Annotated in this window: 18 protein-coding genes and 2 riboswitches; of the genes, 7 read left to right on the forward strand and 11 right to left on the reverse strand. The window is 37.3% G+C overall.

Going from position 1 to position 17,812, the window contains the following annotated elements; genetic code table 11:
• Positions 1-18: 18 nt before the first annotated feature.
• The 4 genes from BTHG_RS05920 to BTHG_RS05935 all read right to left on the reverse strand — a co-directional run bounded on the left by BTHG_RS05920 (position 19) and on the right by BTHG_RS05935 (position 4,013).
• Entirely contained in the window at positions 19-639 is a 621-nt protein-coding gene (locus tag BTHG_RS05920) for a methylthioribulose 1-phosphate dehydratase (protein ID WP_010283263.1), read from the reverse strand.
• Positions 632-1,294: a 2-hydroxy-3-keto-5-methylthiopentenyl-1-phosphate phosphatase gene (locus tag BTHG_RS05925; protein ID WP_010283264.1), complete on the reverse strand. Its 663-nt coding sequence runs from the start codon at positions 1,292-1,294 to the stop codon at positions 632-634. The genes BTHG_RS05920 and BTHG_RS05925 overlap by 8 nt, the downstream gene beginning before the upstream one ends.
• A 2-nt stretch (positions 1,295-1,296) precedes the next feature.
• On the reverse strand, positions 1,297-2,535 hold the full coding sequence (gene mtnW, locus BTHG_RS05930; RefSeq protein WP_010283265.1) for a 2,3-diketo-5-methylthiopentyl-1-phosphate enolase: 1,239 nt from the start codon (positions 2,533-2,535) through the stop codon (positions 1,297-1,299).
• Between the two features lie 76 nt (positions 2,536-2,611).
• Positions 2,612-2,718, reverse strand: a riboswitch (SAM riboswitch).
• Between the two features lie 122 nt (positions 2,719-2,840).
• Positions 2,841-4,013: a pyridoxal phosphate-dependent aminotransferase gene (locus BTHG_RS05935; protein ID WP_010283266.1), complete on the reverse strand. Its 1,173-nt coding sequence runs from the start codon at positions 4,011-4,013 to the stop codon at positions 2,841-2,843.
• A 140-nt stretch (positions 4,014-4,153) separates the two neighbouring features.
• Here BTHG_RS05935 and BTHG_RS05940 point away from each other — a divergent pair, with 140 nt between their 5' ends.
• The 3 genes from BTHG_RS05940 to mtnA all read left to right on the forward strand — a co-directional run bounded on the left by BTHG_RS05940 (position 4,154) and on the right by mtnA (position 7,543).
• Positions 4,154-4,942 carry a carbon-nitrogen family hydrolase gene (locus tag BTHG_RS05940; protein WP_010283267.1) on the forward strand — a complete coding sequence of 263 codons (789 nt, stop codon included), beginning with the start codon at positions 4,154-4,156 and terminating at the stop codon, positions 4,940-4,942.
• 93 nt (positions 4,943-5,035) lie between these two features.
• Positions 5,036-5,194: riboswitch (SAM riboswitch) on the forward strand.
• 101 nt (positions 5,195-5,295) lie between these two features.
• Positions 5,296-6,489 carry an S-methyl-5-thioribose kinase gene (mtnK, locus tag BTHG_RS05945; protein ID WP_010283268.1) on the forward strand — a complete coding sequence of 398 codons (1,194 nt, stop codon included), beginning with the start codon at positions 5,296-5,298 and terminating at the stop codon, positions 6,487-6,489.
• A gap of 4 nt (positions 6,490-6,493) precedes the next feature.
• Positions 6,494-7,543, forward strand: a complete 1,050-nt coding sequence (gene mtnA / locus BTHG_RS05950) for an S-methyl-5-thioribose-1-phosphate isomerase (RefSeq protein WP_010283269.1) — start codon at positions 6,494-6,496, stop codon at positions 7,541-7,543.
• A gap of 153 nt (positions 7,544-7,696) precedes the next feature.
• Here mtnA and BTHG_RS05955 read toward each other — a convergent pair whose 3' ends face one another.
• From BTHG_RS05955 to BTHG_RS24330, 3 genes are all read right to left on the reverse strand, one after another.
• Positions 7,697-8,185: a methylated-DNA--[protein]-cysteine S-methyltransferase gene (locus BTHG_RS05955; RefSeq protein ID WP_010283270.1), complete on the reverse strand. Its 489-nt coding sequence runs from the start codon at positions 8,183-8,185 to the stop codon at positions 7,697-7,699.
• A gap of 114 nt (positions 8,186-8,299) precedes the next feature.
• Positions 8,300-8,614, reverse strand: a complete 315-nt coding sequence (locus BTHG_RS27290; RefSeq protein WP_010283271.1) for a methyl-accepting chemotaxis protein — start codon at positions 8,612-8,614, stop codon at positions 8,300-8,302.
• 14 nt (positions 8,615-8,628) lie between these two features.
• On the reverse strand, positions 8,629-10,059 hold the full coding sequence (locus BTHG_RS24330) for a methyl-accepting chemotaxis protein (protein WP_010283272.1): 1,431 nt from the start codon (positions 10,057-10,059) through the stop codon (positions 8,629-8,631).
• A 190-nt stretch (positions 10,060-10,249) separates the two neighbouring features.
• On the opposite strand from BTHG_RS24330, the gene BTHG_RS05965 reads away from it, so the two are divergent.
• Complete coding sequence (locus BTHG_RS05965; protein WP_010283273.1) at positions 10,250-11,995, forward strand: B12-binding domain-containing radical SAM protein; 1,746 nt, start codon at positions 10,250-10,252, stop codon at positions 11,993-11,995.
• A gap of 50 nt (positions 11,996-12,045) precedes the next feature.
• Here the strand turns inward: BTHG_RS05965 and BTHG_RS27015 are convergent, their stop codons facing one another.
• A complete protein-coding gene (locus tag BTHG_RS27015) occupies positions 12,046-12,201 on the reverse strand; it encodes a hypothetical protein (protein ID WP_010283274.1) in 156 nt (51 codons plus the stop codon).
• Between the two features lie 143 nt (positions 12,202-12,344).
• Here BTHG_RS27015 and BTHG_RS05975 point away from each other — a divergent pair, with 143 nt between their 5' ends.
• A complete protein-coding gene (locus BTHG_RS05975; RefSeq protein ID WP_010283275.1) occupies positions 12,345-12,701 on the forward strand; it encodes a DUF3905 domain-containing protein in 357 nt (118 codons plus the stop codon).
• A gap of 234 nt (positions 12,702-12,935) precedes the next feature.
• Here the strand turns inward: BTHG_RS05975 and BTHG_RS05980 are convergent, their stop codons facing one another.
• Complete coding sequence (locus BTHG_RS05980) at positions 12,936-14,285, reverse strand: TrkH family potassium uptake protein (protein ID WP_026021711.1); 1,350 nt, start codon at positions 14,283-14,285, stop codon at positions 12,936-12,938.
• 199 nt (positions 14,286-14,484) lie between these two features.
• Between BTHG_RS05980 and BTHG_RS05985 the strand changes: the two genes are divergently transcribed.
• Positions 14,485-14,676, forward strand: coding sequence for an alpha/beta-type small acid-soluble spore protein (locus BTHG_RS05985; RefSeq protein ID WP_010283277.1), 192 nt, complete (start codon positions 14,485-14,487; stop codon positions 14,674-14,676).
• Between the two features lie 46 nt (positions 14,677-14,722).
• On the opposite strand, the gene BTHG_RS05990 is transcribed toward BTHG_RS05985, so the two are convergent.
• Both BTHG_RS05990 and sigI read right to left on the reverse strand, forming a co-directional pair.
• Entirely contained in the window at positions 14,723-15,778 is a 1,056-nt protein-coding gene (locus BTHG_RS05990) for an anti-sigma factor domain-containing protein (protein WP_010283278.1), read from the reverse strand.
• A complete protein-coding gene (sigI, locus tag BTHG_RS05995) occupies positions 15,775-16,527 on the reverse strand; it encodes an RNA polymerase sigma factor SigI (protein ID WP_010283279.1) in 753 nt (250 codons plus the stop codon). Before sigI ends, BTHG_RS05990 begins: the two co-directional genes overlap by 4 nt.
• Positions 16,528-16,872: 345 nt before the next feature.
• Between sigI and ku the strand changes: the two genes are divergently transcribed.
• On the forward strand, positions 16,873-17,799 hold the full coding sequence (ku, locus tag BTHG_RS06000; RefSeq protein ID WP_010283280.1) for a non-homologous end joining protein Ku: 927 nt from the start codon (positions 16,873-16,875) through the stop codon (positions 17,797-17,799).
• Positions 17,800-17,812 lie beyond the last annotated feature (13 nt).

Raw genomic sequence — 17,812 nt, forward strand, 5'->3', positions numbered from 1 at the left:
ACCTCATTAATTTTTTTATTAAACCCTTAAGGGGTTTAAGGCTACTAATTTTAAATAATAACTAAATAGAAATTCATATGCCTCTAAATGTTTTTTTGCATCAAATGCATTTTTTGCCCAAACGGTAATTCCATGATTACGAATTAAGACTGCCCCAAAATCACCCGTAACATGTTCACTAAAATTTCGAGCAAGAGTCGGTATGTCCGCATCATTTTTAATAATTGGAATTCGTATTTCTGCATCCTCTTCCCATAAACCGAGTGCTTTGATAATTTCCTGTCCTTTAAAAGCAACTTCTCCCTTATCACCATAAAGCTCGGAAATGACATTGTTATCAACGGTATGGATATGGAGACTGCAGCCAGCATTTGTTTTATTATAAATTTCAACATGTAAAAGGGTTTCTGCTGATGGCTTTAAATGAGTAGGAGCAACCGGGTATCCCGCTCCATCCACGAGTAAAAAGTCCTCATCCGTTCTTTTTCTCTTATCCTTGCCACTTGCTGTAACTAAAAATGTAATCGGATTATCTGAAACCTTAATTGCAAGATTTCCACTTGTTCCCATAAACCAATCCCGGCTTGCGAGTTCATCTTTGATTTCCGCAAGCTCAGTCCATTGTTTGATTTTAAGCACTAGGCACAACCTCCTTTTTAAGAATATCAATGACATCAAAAAAGGAATGGAACGGTGAATGCTCAATATCTAATTGATTACATTTTTCAACAAGAAAATCTCTAGCAATCACTTTATCAGCAAGCTTTGCTGCCTCTAAATCGGTAATTGAATCACCAATGACTATTTTAAACTGATCTTGATTTGCTAGTTTTCGAATCAACGTTGGCTTGCAGCAGCCACACTCATTATTACACTCTTCATCACAAGTATGTGGCCATAAAATAGTGATTCTCTCATTCGAAAAATCAGATTTGTTGCAGTAAATTTGTTCTTTTGGAACAAGCCCTTCAAGCAAGGGTTCTACAAAAAAGTCAATTCCGCCACTAACAATGTAGAGTGGTATTTCTTGTTCTTTTGTAAATGCAACAAATTCTTTAAAACCATTCCGAATTTCAGCGTGATTTAAAATATATTCTGTAATTTCTTCCCTCATCGCAGAAGGCAAAAGGGAAAACATCTTACTCACACCTTCTTGTATCGGGATTGCTTGGGAAAGAACTTGATCTTTGATTTCCTCCCAACCTAGCGGAGCAAATTTTCTCATAATGGCAATAATGTTATCGGTGTTTGTGATTGTTCCATCAAAATCACAGAATATAATTGGTTTGTTCATCTCTATACCTCTTTGTATCCCCATAATTCAATTGCCTTTTTAAGCTCAGGGCTATTTTTTGCAAATTCAACAAGTGTCTTTCCTGATAGGACTGCATCAACTGCAGACTGAAAAGCTTTTCCACCACCAATTGCTCCGTCTGGATGTCCATGAACACCGCCACCTGCATTTATCACACTGTCTTGACCAAAGTCATTTATAAGCAACGGGACTAAGCCAGGATGGATACCCGCTGATGGAACGGGAAATGACGGTTTAAATTGCTCATCCGTTTTTGTTAATTCTGTTGCAATTGCCAACGTTTGTTCTCTTTCTAGGGCAACACTTCCATATGGTGACGGGAACAAGACAAGGTCTGCCCCGGCATATCTAAGCAATTTTCCTAGTAATAGTTTATTTGAAAATCCGTAAAACTCAGATGGCGTAAGAGTTCCACTAACTGCTGGGTGAGCCATAATCGGAATCGAAACTTGTGGATCCTCCGCTAAACTTTGAAGCACATCGATTCCGTAAGCAAATACGTTGAACAATAAAAGATCAGCACCGAGTTTAACTGCCTTTCTTGCTTTTTCCTTTAGGTCAAAGGTTCTTCCCGTTAGATTCACTGCATAAAGCGCTCGATGTCCGCATTCCCTGTATACTTCGTCTAGTACTTTTCTGCCCTCAGTAATTCTTGTTTCAAAGGGTGTTAACTGGTTTTCAAAGAGGATTTCATCATCCTTGATGATATTCACACCGCCAAGAACCTGCTCACGAAGCTGTTCCTTGAGGTACTCAATATCCCTTCCAATCACCCCTTTAAAAATGCTCATAACGAGAGGGCGATCAAACACTCCTAGTTTTTCTCTGATGCCATTTATTCCGAATTTTGGTCCTGGAAATGCGGATTTTACTTCACTAGAAAACTCTAAGTCTAGTAGCTTTACTTCCCCGTCTAAAGAGAGTTTGCCAAAGGTGGTCGTTAAAACGGCAGGTAGATCTGCACTAAAATTTACGCTAGGATAGGCAATTTTGATTATTCCCTTTTTGACTTGTTTTCCTAGATAATGACTTGCTCTATTGTCGGTGCCTACTTGATCAACACTTACGACTCTTCCCTTATGCTTTTTTAACTGATCTTGCTCTAGCTTTGGTAAATTCGTCCAGGATCCAACTGTTAAGCCAAGTGCAATGCCTTCTGCTTTTTTCTCTAAGTTGCCACTGCTGTTATGCACCAAATATGTAGCAATCACTTCACTCATGATTTAACCCTCATTTCAACAAATATTCCAAAAAAGAAAAAACCTCTTCATAAGAAGAGGTTAGCAAACTAACATCTTCTTATCTCTCAGCTAAACGCTGCAAGAATTAGCACCGTGCTCACATTTTGTAAGTCGGTTGCCGGGCTTCATTGGGCTAGTCCCTCCACCTGCTCTTAATAAGAAAATAGATTTATTTAGATTGTTGAGCTTTGCTTACAGCTGCTCAACCTTATTTACTTTTTTCGAAACGAAATTTAATTAGGATTATGACAGGAAATATTTTTCTTGTCAAACATTTTTTAATTTTAAAATAGATTTAATTTCTTAATCCGATTTGCTGCTTCAACTAGTCTTTCTTCATCGGTTAATAGTCCAACACGAACAAACCGGTCACCATATTCGCCAAACCCGATTCCAGGTGCAACCGCAACATGTGCTTTTTCTAGTAATAAATCTGCAAAGCTAACGGATGTATACCCTTCAGGTACTGGGAGCCACGCAAAAAATGAGCCTTCAGGCGCTTTTGCATTCCAACCTAATTCTTGAAGTGCGCCTATGAAAGCATTACGTCTGGATTCGTATTTATCCACTAGTTCTTGTACACAATCCTGTGATTCTGTTAGTGCGACTGCGGCCGCCACTTGTATCGGACTGAACAAACTTACATACATATGGTCTTGAATGAGATTTATGGCTTCAATTACGCTCTTATTGCCAACCGCAAAACCAACTCTCCACCCCGCCATATTATACGTTTTAGAAAGTGTGTAAATTTCAATTCCAATATCTTTTGCGCCATCCATTTCTAAAAAGCTTATTGGCTTTTTCCCTTCAAATCCAATCGCACCATATGCAAAGTCATGGACCACACAAATATCATGCTCCTTCGCAAAAGAGATTGTCTTTTCGAAAAATTCTTTTGTTGCAACAGCCCCTGTTGGGTTATTGGGATAGTTCAAAAACATTACTTTTGCTTTTTCAAGTTTCTCGTGATTGATCTCTGAATAATCCGGTAAAAAATTATTTTCCTCTTTTAAAGGCATATATTCCATTTCTGCTCTGGCAAGTTCAACACCTGACCAGTAATCAGGATAACCAGGATCTGGAACCAATGCGACATCACCCGGATTTAATAGACATTGTGGAATCTCGACCAATCCAGCCTTTCCTCCGAATAAAACTGCAACTTCAGTTTCTGGATCAAGTTCAACTCCATATTCACGTTGGTAAAAGTCTGCCGCTGCTTTCCTTAAAAAAGCATGGCCATGAAACGGAGAATATTTGTGAAACTTTGGCTCATCCGTTGCCTTTTTCAATGCTTCAACTATATGTTGAGGGGTTGGTTGGTCTGGATTCCCTTGCCCTAGATTTATTACATCATGCCCCTCGGCAACGACTTTGTTTACTTTTGCCACAAGTGAAGCAAAAAACTGTTTTGGTAAATTCTGTAGGATTTCAGATTGTTGGAAATTTTTCATATCTACACCTTCTTCAAAATACTTGAAATTCTAGTCTAAAATCATATATTGTTAAAGTTAACTTGTAAAGAGGATGTTCAAAAAGTCCAGTGATTTTTTGAACTCACTTGAAAAGTATCATTTTCGTTAGGAGGCCCCAAATGAATCTAAAAATTGCATGTATTCAGTATGATATTCAATTCGGGAAACCGCAAGTAAATTTTGAACGCGTATCTAAAGAAATCGAACAAACAATGAAACAGGACAACCCAGATATTATCATTCTACCGGAGCTGTGGACGACTGGATATGATTTAACTAGATTAGACGAGATTGCCGACGATAACGGGGAAGAAACGAAAGCATTTATAAAAAACTTGGCAAAAAAATATTCTGTTAATATCATAGCCGGCTCAATCGCTAAAAAGACAGAATCTGGCGTAACCAACACTATGTTTGTTTTTAACCGGGACGGGGAAATCGCTAGTGAATATAGCAAACTTCATCTATTTAAGCTTATGGATGAGCATTTATATTTACAGGCAGGCGAGAAAAAAGGGAATTTCATAATAGAAAATGTGCCTGCTGCAGGAGTCATCTGCTATGATATTCGTTTCCCAGAATGGATTCGCGCACATACAACGAGCGGAGCAGAAATTTTATTCGTTGTTGCAGAATGGCCTCTCCCACGCCTTGAGCATTGGCGCACATTACTCCTAAGTCGAGCTATTGAAAATCAATGCTATGTCGTTGCTTGTAACAGTGTTGGAAGTAATCCAGATAACGTATTTGGCGGTCATTCGATGATTATTGATCCTTGGGGAACAATTATTGCTGAAGCAGGTAGTAAAAGCTCAACCTTAGTCGGAGAAATCGACCTTACGAAAGTTCAAGAGGTGAGAAAGCAAATTCCTATCTTCCAGGATCGTCGCCCTACTTTTTATCAATAGAAAAATAGAAAATATATTGACAATTATGTGTTTTCGCTGATATGATTCTTTTCAGTATTAACAAATAATTAATTAAATATCGTTAAAGTTGATCTCTTATCAAGAGCAGGCAGAGGGACTTGGCCCGATGAAGCCCAGCAACCGACCGTAATTCCATCGCAAGGTGGGGCGCTATTTATAGCGCCGGGAATCCCCCCATAAGGCACGGTGCTAATTCCAACAGGAAGTATACTACTTCCTGGCAGATAAGAGGTGAGAAGACGTGTCTTCAAGCCTCTTTCTAATGAAAAGAGGCTTTTTTGTTAGTAGAAAAGCCTCCAAATGACAGACTACACTTTTTGGAGGAAGATAAAATGGCAATTTCACATCAAGCAATTTATGAACCACTAACAGAAAGCACCGCCGTGGCTTTGGCTACTCGCTTAGGTTTATTTACAGAAAGATCAGTATTAAGATGCAAGGAAATTGGTGATGGGAATTTAAATCTAGTTTTCCACATTACAGATGAAGATGCCGACAAAGGAATCATCATTAAGCAAGCTTTACCATATGCAAAAGTGGTTGGAGAAAGTTGGCCGTTATCACTAAAGCGTGCAACGATTGAAGCAAATGCACTATTGGCAGCAGCCGATTATGTGCCAACACTTGTACCTAAGGTTTTTTATTCAGATGAGCAACTAGCCATTACTGTGATGGAAGATCTCTCCCATTTACAAATCGCAAGAGCTGGATTGATTGAAGGTAAAAACTTCCCTCTTTTATCAGAGCACATCGGAACATATTTAGCGAAAACATTGTTTTATACTTCAGACTTTGGAATAGATCCAACAAAGAAAAAACTAGCGGTGCAAAAATTTATTAACCCTGATCTTTGTAAAATAACCGAGGATCTTGTTTTCACTGATCCATTTTTCAATATCGATACAAATAGCTTTGAAGACGAACTTCAACATGATGTTGAACAAATTTGGAACGACCAATTGTTAAAGCTTGAGGTTGCAAAGTTAAAGCAAAAGTTCTTAACCCAAGCTGACGCTTTACTACACGGCGATTTACATACAGGGAGTATATTCGCTAGCGAAACTGAAACAAAGGTAATTGATCCTGAATTTGCCTACTTTGGCCCGTTAGGTTTTGATCTTGGTCAATTTATTGCAAATTTATTATTAAATGCCATTTCAAGGGATACCAATAACCGGGAACCCCTTTATAAACATATCGAAAATACATGGGATGTGTTTTCAGCAACCTTTTCGCAAGCTTGGAAAAATGACGCTGTAGACTTGTACCGCGATACAGAAGGTTATTTAAAATATGTCCTCGAACAGACATTTGAAGACTCAATTGGTTTTGCTGGATGTGAAGTCATTCGAAGAACAATCGGGCTTGCACATGTTGCTGATTTAGATACCATTGAAAACTTTGACCGAAAAATCGCAACGAAACAGCATGCTCTTCGTCTAGGAAAAGAGTTAATTCGTGACCGTAAGTCCATTAACGAACTTCCAACTCTACGAAACTATGTAGATAAAACAGCAAAGGAGTGACATCATGACATACACAAAAAAAGTTCCACAATCCGTTCAATGGCATGAAACACATCTTACACTTTTAGACCAGACAAAGCTTCCATTAGAGACTGTGTTTATCGACCTTTTTACAATTGAGGACGTGTGGGAAAGCATTACCTCTTTAAAAGTACGAGGAGCCCCTGCGATTGGGATTACAGCTGCCTATGGATTAGCTCTGTCTGCTAAGGATTATGAGGAAACCTCACTTCAGGATTTTAAAATAAAACTTCATTCTGATAAAGAATATTTGGCAAGTTCACGTCCGACTGCTGTCAATTTAATTTGGGCGTTAAATCGTCTGGTTGGGAGTATAGAAGATTCAACGTCTGTCAATGAAGCAAAAACAAACCTTATCCATGAAGCAATTCGTATTCAGGCAGAGGATGAAGAAGTCTGCCGCCAAATTGGTGAAAATGCACTTACTTTATTCAAAGATGGATTTAAAGTATTAACCATTTGTAATGCAGGCTCAATAGCAACAGCACGTTATGGAACAGCCCTTGCCCCATTTCATCTTTCAGCACAACATGGTATAAATCTTGAAGTCTATGCTTCAGAAACAAGACCTGTACTACAAGGGGCCAGGCTTACAACATGGGAGCTTTTACAGTCTGGTATAGATGTGACTCTTATTACAGACAATATGGCCGCTCACACGATTGCAGAAAAAGGAATAGATGCTATCATCGTAGGTGCTGACAGAATTACCGCAAACGGCGATACTGCTAATAAGATTGGGACTTTTAATTTGGCAATCTTAGCGAATACTTTCGGAATTCCTTTTTATGTTGCTGCACCTCTATCTACGTTTGATGTGTCCCTAGAAAGTGGGAAGGACATCCCGATTGAGGAACGAAATCCTGAGGAAGTTACACATGTAAATGGAGTTCGTATCGCTCCAGAAGGTGTTCAAGTGTACAATCCAGCATTTGATGTCACACCAAATAAACTAATTACAGCCATTATTACAGAAAAAGGAATTCTACAAGGAGATCTACAGTCAGAGATTAAGAGTTTGTTTGAAAAATAGGTGGTTGTTGAGGAAATCCAGTGTGAGGCACACTGGATTTTTTCTGATTATGCATGTCTATCGATTTTATGTTTGTTCAAACGATTTAATTGGATCCTCTCGATTTTATTTCAGTTCTATCGATTCTAGCAAAAATCAATACAGTCTACCTGATCAAAATACGCCTTCCAATTCCAATAGTTTTTCTTTTAGGTCAGTTCTTGTGCCAGAATATCCTGTTAATGATTTGTCCTTTCCGATAACACGGTGACACGGAACAACAATTGGAATCGGATTTTTACGATTAGCTTGTCCGACTGCACGAACGGCTTTTGGATTATCAATCGCATTTGCAATATCTGCATAACAACGAGTTTCCCCGTATGGAATATTCAATAGTTCATTCCAAACCTTCTCTTGAAACGAAGTCCCGCTAAACTTGATTGGAAAGCTAAAGGTTTTTCGTTCGCCATTAAAATATTGTTCTAGTTGTTTTTTTATTTCAACAAGGACCTTATCATCTGGTGCATATGTTGGATCATACTTTTCTCTAACCCCTGCCCAGTCATCCTCAGATAATGAGATATCAAGTAATTCTGTTTCGCCCGCAAGAATATAGATTGTCCCGAAAATATTGGTTTGCATTTCACTATATTTATACATCGTACAACGCTCCCTTCTCTCTCTTATATATTTTACAAGACCTTATTACATTTTGGTATGCCTATAGTGTAAAAAGGAAAACCAGCACCCATCTTAGAGTACTGGCCAACCTTCTTATAGTTTGAATTTACTAATCATTGTGTTTAACCTGCTTGCTAAATCTGAAAGTAGTTCTGAGTGATCTGAAATTGTTTCCATTGAACTGTTTGTTTGTTGGACCGATGCAGAAGTTTGTTCGATACCCGCTGCTGACTGTTCCGAAACTGCTGCAATATTATCTATTGAAATATTCATCTCAACAGTATTGCTTGCGATTGTACTTAAGTTTTCGGAAATCATTTGGATGCGTTCAACCATAACTGTTACTGCATCATAAATATCCTCAAACGTTTGACCTGTTACTTTAATTTGCTTAGCTCCTTCATCCACTTGGCTATAACCATTTAATAAACCTTGAGCAACAGAATTGGATTCTTTTGAATGCTGTTAACAATTTCAGTTATGTCTTTGACTGAATGAGAAACTTGTTCTGCGAGCTTACGGACTTCATCTGCTACAACAGCGAATCCTCTCCCATGCTCCCCAGCACGTGCAGCTTCAATTGCTGCGTTGAGTGCTAAAAGATTTGTTTGATCGGCAATATCACGGATTACCTTAACAAGGGTTGAGATTTGCTTTGTTTGTTCATCAAGTCCTTTGACCTTTTCCACTGAAAACTCCATGATGCTGTTAATTTTATTCATTTGTTCTGTTGAAGCGTTCATTAATTCATGGCCTTTTTTCGTCATCTCTAAAACATTTTGGGAAGACTCATTAACTTGACTTCCATTTTGATTGGCTGTTTGGATTTTTCCAGCATATTCTTCCATCATTTTTGCTAATTGAGTAGAAGAATGCGCTTGCTCTTCGGCACCTGTAGAAAGCTCTTGAACAGTCGAAGCAATTTGTTGGCTCGCTGCCTTCACTTCGCTAGATGAAATCATTAATTCTGAGCTTTTTGATGTCACCTGATTAGACACATTTGAAATTTCACGAATCATCGAACGAAGATTTTCATTCATCACATTTAATGAGTTGCTCAACAACCCAACCTCATCCTGCCCTTTTACTTCAATAGCTTCAACATCAAGGTTTCCTTCGGCAATCCGATTTGAAACTTTCACTACATTTTTAAGCTGTTTTCCAATGCTTCGACCTATTATAACAAGACTCAAGATGGCAATAATGGTTGATACCACAATTGAAACAAGTAAAACAACAATCGTTCCAGACACATTCGAATTTGCAGCTGATACAGAAGCGTCCGTTTTAATCTTCATGTTGGATCTTAGCTGCTCTAATTGTCTAACCGTATCCTTAATGATTTGATCGGCCTCCTGGCTTGCCTCAATTGAACTTAATTTATCCGATGATAAAACAGCAGGAAAAACTTTTTCATCAAATAAAGTAGTAAGCTGGTGCTTATTTTCACCCACTTTGTTATAAAGCTGAAGCTCTAATGTGCTAAGACCAGGTTTAAGTCCCTCTGATATTTCGTCATATTGCTTACTTAAATCTTGGAATGCTGTTACATGTTTTCCATTTCTATCTTGTATGTAAATGCTTATTTCACTACCAAGCTGGTTAAAAACATTTGAAATCTCGGAGATGAGAATCGACTTCTCACCGTTCTTTTTCATTTCTTTCATTTCGTTACTAACATTGAAGAGTTGAATGAAAATAATAAGTGCTGAAATACAAAATAGTACGATAGTAAGTGTAAAACCTACTCCAAATTTATATCCAATCTTTAAGTTGAACCACCATGCAGATAGTTTTAGTCGTGACTTTTTGCGCACCGTGTTTTCCCCTTTTTTTCTCTTTGACCCCTTCAATCTATTTCCCCCTTTACCGAACTGCTTCTCTATTTTTGACTCTTTCTATTAAACCGCTTTCAATACACCTTATTATAGTGTAAATTGTCGGATTTTGAAATAAATTCTGCAAATTTAAATAGTAAATTTGGTGCGACTATCTTCCTGTGGTAAAATATATTAGTTAATCGAAAGAATAAGGAGCAAGAGAATGAATATTGTAGTTAGTACATTAAATGCAAAGTATATCCATACAAGTCTATCTATTCGGTATTTAAAAGCATATGCCGCACCTGAATTTGATGTAATGCTTGCTGAATACACGATTAAAGATCCAGCAATGAACATCGTGACGGATTTGTATCAAAAAAAGCCGGATATAATCGGCTTCAGTTGTTATATTTGGAACATTGAAGAAACCATTAAAGTGATTAAAATGCTAAAAAAAATAAACCCCGAATTAATCATCATTCTAGGTGGCCCCGAAGTTACCTATGATGTATATGAATGGTTGGAGCGTATTCCTGAGGTCGATTTTATCGTCGTTGGTGAGGGTGAAGAAACCTTTAAGGATTTACTTACTGCGATTCGCGATGGTAAGAGTACGGATGAAGTCAGTGGTGTAGCTTTCCAAAAAGACGGCAAATTGAAGATGAATCCACAACGAAATAAACTAAATTTAAAGGAATTACCATCACCATTTCGATTTGAAGAAGATATACCACACCTATCAAAGCGTGTGACGTATATTGAGACTAGTCGTGGCTGTCCATTTAACTGTCAGTTTTGCCTCTCCTCTATTGAAGTAGGTGTTCGCTATTTTGACCGCGAGAAAATTAAAGACGATATTCGGTTTTTAATGGATCAGGGGGCCAAAACGATTAAATTTGTAGACCGTACATTTAATATTAGTAGAAGTTATGCAATGGAAATGTTTCAATTTTTAATTGACGAACATCGTCCAGGCACAGTCTTTCAATTTGAAATAACGGCAGATATTATGCGACCTGAAGTCATTGATTTTTTAAACAAAAATGCACCTGCTGGGCTGTTCCGCTTTGAAATTGGAGTTCAATCAACAAATGATTTGACAAACGAATTGGTGAAAAGAAAGCAAAATTTCTCGAAATTACAACGAACTGTCATGATGGTAAAAGAAGGAGGAAAAATTGATCAGCATTTGGACTTAATTGCTGGTCTTCCAGAAGAAGATTATCAATCCTTCCGACAAACGTTTAATGATGTTTTTGAGATGCGTCCTGAAGAATTACAGCTAGGTTTTTTAAAAATGCTTCGTGGTACTGGTGTACGTATTCGTGCGGCTGAACATGATTACATTTATATGGATCATTCACCATATGAAATTCTCGGGAACAATGTATTAAGCTTTGATGATATTACGAGGATAAAGCAGGTCGAAGACGTCCTTGAAAAATACTGGAATGATCATCGTATGAATGAGACTGTGGAGTTTTTGGTAACCCATAGTTTTGATACGCCATTTGATTTCTTCCAAGACTTTGGAACGTTTTGGGATGAACGTGGTTGGTCACGAATTGGCCACCAACTGGAGGATTTGTTCAAACGCCTTTATGAATTTCTTCAGGCAACCAACCAACAGCAACTTCCAACGATTAAGGCCATTATGAAATATGATTACTTACGAAATCAAAAGTACAAACCCCGTAAACCATGGTGGGAAGACCTTGTTAGCAAGGAAGATCGAACGAACTTTTATAAGGAGATTGAGGAGAACCCAGATGCCTTAGGCGAGGAGTTCAGTAAGTTACAACTTCAAGAAAAAGATTTGTACAAACATTCTGTCGTTGAAAAAATACCATTTGACCTTGAAGCCTATAAACGAACTGGTGAAATTCATCAACAAGATACGTATTTACTTGTTTATTTTGACCCAATTGCGCGCCAGGCAAAAGTTTTTTCACGTAAGGTATCATAAAAAAGAGTCAGCATCTGCTGACTCTTTTTCTATTTTCTAGCTGGATTGTCTTATTCACCAGTACTATTTCCTTTTTTTGAATTGCGATTCGCACCCTTCATCGGGTTTTCATAATCTGCCTCTGCTGAAAATTCGGTATCGGGCATACTCTCAGTAGGTGTAAAATTACTCTTTTTCGCTGCATCAAATTTCACTTTACGTTTCATGTTCTTACCCCCTTTTCTCTATAGTTTCTCCAGGACTGTTCTGTACATAAATGGTAAAATCCTCCTCTTAATTCCCTCTCCACATATAATTTTCTTTTTGTTGCAAACACTAACGTAAAGATTGATATGTGAGGTGTGTCAAAATGACAAAGAAGAAAAAGAAATCTGATAAAATTGAATCACCGATAATAGATGAAACAATGCCCCACCAAATTTCAGCACCGTCCTTCAAAGGTACAGGAATTAAAATGCAAGAGCCTTTTATCAATGAACATGGAGTGGTTATTGGAGATAGCTTCTATGATTCACCTAATTCACCCCTTAATAATTGGAGTGATGAAGTGGATCCGGAGATTATGGCTGGAGACGAATGGGTTCATCCAACAAACGATATCGGTTGGAACACAACCGAAAACCGAGAACTGCTTGAGAGTAAAAGACAGCCTAAAGGTGCCCCTTTCATGCACCCATCAAAAGATACAAGCTATGGTAAAGACTAATAAAAAGAGCACCCAAAGGGTGCTCTCAGACTGTTGACAAACGCTCGCATACTGCGTTGCTTGCCTGACAAGCGCCTTCAAGACAGTCTAGGACTTGAATTAAAATTTAGATATCCTTAAAAATTCGTGTAGACAAAGTCAGCACTGACTTTGTCTACACTCTGAGAGCACCCAAAGGGGCTCTTAACCATATCAAGATCTAGTTCTTATCGAGACCTGATGATGCGCTCTTCATTATCCGATAATAAGTCTTTCTTTCGGGTAGTGGTAGTTTACATCTTTTCCTTTTTTTCCGATGATGAAGATGAAATTCAAGATTCCTACCCTTCCGATAAACATGAGTAACATAATGAGAAGTTTACCAAAAGTACTTAAATCAGGCGTGATCCCCATTGATAACCCACATGTTCCAAATGCCGAAGCGACTTCAAAGAAAATTTGTGTAAACGTAAAATTTTCTGTAATTGACAAAATAAAAACAGAAGCAAAACAAGTGAAAAATGCAAATATCGTGACAATCAATGATTTTCGAATATCTTCTTCGTGAATTTCACGTTTAAAAATTTTAATCGATTTATTTCCTCTTGCGAAATTGAATAAAAACAATATATTAATTGCAAACGTCGTTGTACGGATTCCCCCTCCAACAGAACTTGGAGATGCCCCGATAAACATCATTGCACCTAGAAATAGGAGAGTGGGCTCTGTAAATTGATTTACATCCATCGTTGCTAAGCCAGCACTTCTTGTTGTAACCGACTGGAACAAAGAATAGAAGAAAGTTTCATGCCAGGTCATCCCTTTAAAGAAATGATTAAATTCCAATAATAAAATGAGGAACGTACCAAAAACAACCAACGATAAAAAGGTAACCGTTGTTAACTTCGTAAATAATGAAAAACGATATCGTCCTTTTTTATTTAGGAGAAAATCTTTTAATTCAACTAACACAGGAAACCCTATCGCACCTAAAATGATTAAAATAACCGTAATAAATTGGACAAAATAATCATTTGCATACGGCATTAATGATTGGCCAGTTATGTCAAACCCTGCATTTGTCGTTGCACTTACAGCTGCAAAAACACCATGAATAAATGCTTCCTGCCACGTATTAAAGTACGGCATAAAGTATAGGCCTAAAATCAAACTACCAAAGAACTCAATGCCAACCATTATGATGATGATCTGCTTAAGTAGGTTCACTAAGCCTGAGAGCTGTGACTGATTCTGGTCAACCATGATTAATCGTCTTTCTCGCAACCCAATTTTTCGACGAAATAATAACCAGAAGAAAGTCCCCATCGTCATAATACCGATACCGCCAACCTGTAGAACAAAAATCAAAATAAAAATTCCTCCTACAGTGTATGTATCTTTAATTGATATCACACTTAGCCCTGTTACACTAACAGCACTTGCTGCTGTAAATAACGTATCAATAAAGGATACATGTACCCCTTCTTTTATGGCAAATGGAAGGCTTAGTAAAATCACAGAAATCGTAACAGCCAAAAGATAGAACGCAAAAATTAATTGAGCTGGTGTAAGCTCATTGATATACAAATTTATTCTCTTCCACATTTCCTTCATTCCTTACATGTATCTGAAATCTTTCCCTCTATCATAAAGAATTATTTACCACATTAAAAGTCTTTTTGTTTAAAAATTTGCCTGTAAACGTTTCATTAGTATGCATTTCCAGTATTGAAATTAATTATCTTCTCATACTAAATATACAACGAATTATACGTTGTGCTATATTTTAAAAGGAGTGAGATAGATGGCTAGAAGTAGCAATAAATTGCTTGTTCCAGGAATTGAGCAAGCTTTAGATCAAATTAAATTTGAAATTGCCCAAGAATTCGGTGTCAAGCTTGGTTCAGATACAGCGTCACGGTCAAATGGTTCTGTAGGCGGAGAAATTACAAAACGCCTAGTTTCCCAAGCGCAGCATCAATTAAAAGGCGAGTAAAAAAACTTAATAATATGGATAAAAGCCGAGGATTGTTCCTCGGCTTTTAATTATGATTATCTTTGTGGTTATTACCATTATTGTGATTCCGGTTATGATCACTGTTACCACGATTTTGTTTTTCTTTAATTTGTCTCTTCTCTTCTTTTTTCCGTTCTTTTTCTTCTTGCTTTTGTTGTTTCTTTTCCCAATTTTCTTCGATTTTCTCGAATTTTTTATCTTTTATATGGTCTGGCATATGGGAGTTTTCGATATTTGTTTTGACTTTTTCTTTTATCTGTTCTTTTTTCTCTTTTAACTCTTCCTTAACTTCTTCGGCCCTCTGTTTGTTATTATTTTTAAACTCATTAATCTCTTTTTGCTCGTTAGCTTGCTGATTCTCTTTACTTTTTTCAACAGGTTGGGGTTTCTTTTTCTCTAATCGTTTTGGAACCTTGTTTTGTTCAATTAGAAGTTTCCCAGTTGAGATGCCCTTTTCCTTAGCAGCCTTTCTTGTTTCAACCGTACTTGTTACAGTGGTAACCGCAATCTGTTCTTTTTCATACTCTTCCTTGATTTCTTTGATACCATGCTCAAGTTCACGATCCACGTCTGTATCATGTGTGTCTGTTACAACGGTTGTGATCAACACTTGCTTCCCATCTTCAAGATAGCCTTTGTTTTTACTATGCTGAATGATTTTTTCTGTAATTGAATCTAGTGTGCTATTTTTCCAATCAGGCATGGATTCCAATAGTTTTTTCGCCTCGTCGTTTAAAGCTTCTAAACTAACGACACGAAGGTTTTCATCTAACCCAACCTCAAAGCTTGGATTGATGTCAATGGACATGTAGGCATACACTTCATTACGCGGTGAAAAAGGTATAAATAATGATAATAACAAAATTGCAACTAACGAACTTGCAAGTGCGTAACGCCATTTCTTCACCTGAAAGAAACGCTGCTTCGAAGTATTGCTTACTCGTTCATTGATTGGAAAAAAGGTTATTTCTTCGCCAATTTCGTAGCTTTCTTTCATATGGTTGGCTTTTACGAACTCACCTTCAGGGGTTAGCATCGTAACATATTCATCGTTCACATCCATAACGATCCCCTTTTTCAACTTTCGAGCACCCCTTTTAGATAATCTTTTAAATAGAGATAGTCACCTGACAAAATGATTGCCATTGCAATAATGTACTTTCGATTTCTCTCAATCGTTTTACGGCTGACTGACACTTTCGATTCGAGCTGTTTAATCGGAAGTTGTTTCTTTTCAAACAACGTAAACTTAAGCTCATCATTTTCAACAACGGCTTTAGATACCAACATCGCATTTAGTCTGGCATCTGCATGTTTTGGTGATATTTCTAGCAACTCTTGAAATGATAATCCAAATTCCTGCAATACATTGTGAAAATGCTTAATTTCCTCTTTTCTTTGCTCTTGCTCCACTTTTCTTTGATAATCATCGACAGAAAGGTGAGCCTCAATTTTCGATTGTGCACTTTCCTCATCTGTTTCACCATTCGAGATAAAATTAATATTGCGTACACGTGCTTCTTTACGAATAAAGTCAATGACTCTTCGTTTAATGAGAAGTTCACTAAAAGATAAGAAAGAACTTCCCTTTTCCTTGGAGTATTTTTCTAACGCCTCATTGAACGCAATTAGTCCGATACTAAATTCATCATCCGACTCATTAATATATCGTTTACAAACTGCAGACACATTTTTTGCAATAAAAGGTTTATAGTCGTCAATTAGTTTATTTTGTAGGGTTTGATTTCCATTTTGAATCTCGATAACGGTTTCTTCCAGAGTGCTTTTTCGTTTTCCAATTTTAAACAATAGGCTAAGCACTGGTTTCACCTCAATTCTCTTTACTATCTGTTAATAGTAGCAAGATTTGAAAGCGAGATTCAATAACAATTTTTCACATCAGAGGGCTCCTGCGAAAAATATTACAAAGGCACTAATACGAAAGACCACTCTTTTATTGAAAAGGTGACAGGCTCTGTAACATATATTTCTTTTCAGTTACATTTACTTTTTCGTTTGTAATGTTTGACTCATTTACAGTTTACGTTATCATATTTCTTTTTGAGGGGGTAAATAAAATATTTATCTTTGTGTTTTTTGGAAGGTTTATATTACCATCATTTAGGCTCTAGGTTTAAGGAAATAATAGTACAAAAAAGGAGTGTTGGAAATCATATGCATACAATGTGGAAAGGCTCAATAAGCTTTGGACTCGTTAATATACCAATAAAGCTTTTTTCTGCAACTGAGGACAAAGATGTCAAGCTACGCAATCTTCATAAGGAATGTAATACTCCCATTCAATATGAAAAAATCTGTCCGAATTGTGAAAAAGACATTGGCAATGATGATATTGTAAAAGGGTATGAATATGTGAAAGGCAAATTTGTAATTTTAAGTGATGAGGAACTGAAAGAGCTTAAGGACGAGCATGAAGATAAAAGTGTTGAAATCATTGATTTTGTGAAACTCGAAGAAATTGACCCCATCTATTTTAGCCGTTCATATTTTATGGGGCCAGGTGAAAATGGAAATAAGGCATATGCCCTACTTCGTGAAGCTTTGCAAAAGTCAGGAAAAATCGGTATCGCCGAAATTACAATACGTTCAAAGCAACAAATGGCAATTATACGCGTCTATAAAAATAGCCTTGTGATGGAAACGATTCATTACCCTGATGAGGTTCGCAATGTTGGAGATGTACCAGGTGTTCCCGAAAATGTGGATATTAATGAAAAAGAACTTGATACCGCAATCATGTTGATTGACCAATTAACAACAGAGTTCAATCCAGAAAAATACAAAGATGAATACCGCACTGCCCTGATGGAACTAATCGAATCCAAAGTTAACAATAACGAAGGAACCACCTCAAAAGAAGCCCCAAGGACAAATGTTGTTGACTTAATGAGTGCCTTACAAGCGAGTATTGAACGAACTAAATCGAAGGAAACAGGAGCCCAAAAGAAAGCATCAGTACCTAAAGGAAATGCAAAACCAAAACCAAAAGCTAAAGCTGAAGCTGAAGCACCAACAGGTACTGATCAGACTTCTTCTGTTAAACCAAAAACCAGAACGACTCGCAAAAAAGTTGGATCATGATAGAAAGGCTTCT

This window comes from Bacillus timonensis, from assembly GCF_000285535.1.
GTDB classification, from domain to species: Bacteria; Bacillota; Bacilli; order Bacillales; family Bacillaceae_L; genus Ferdinandcohnia; species Ferdinandcohnia timonensis.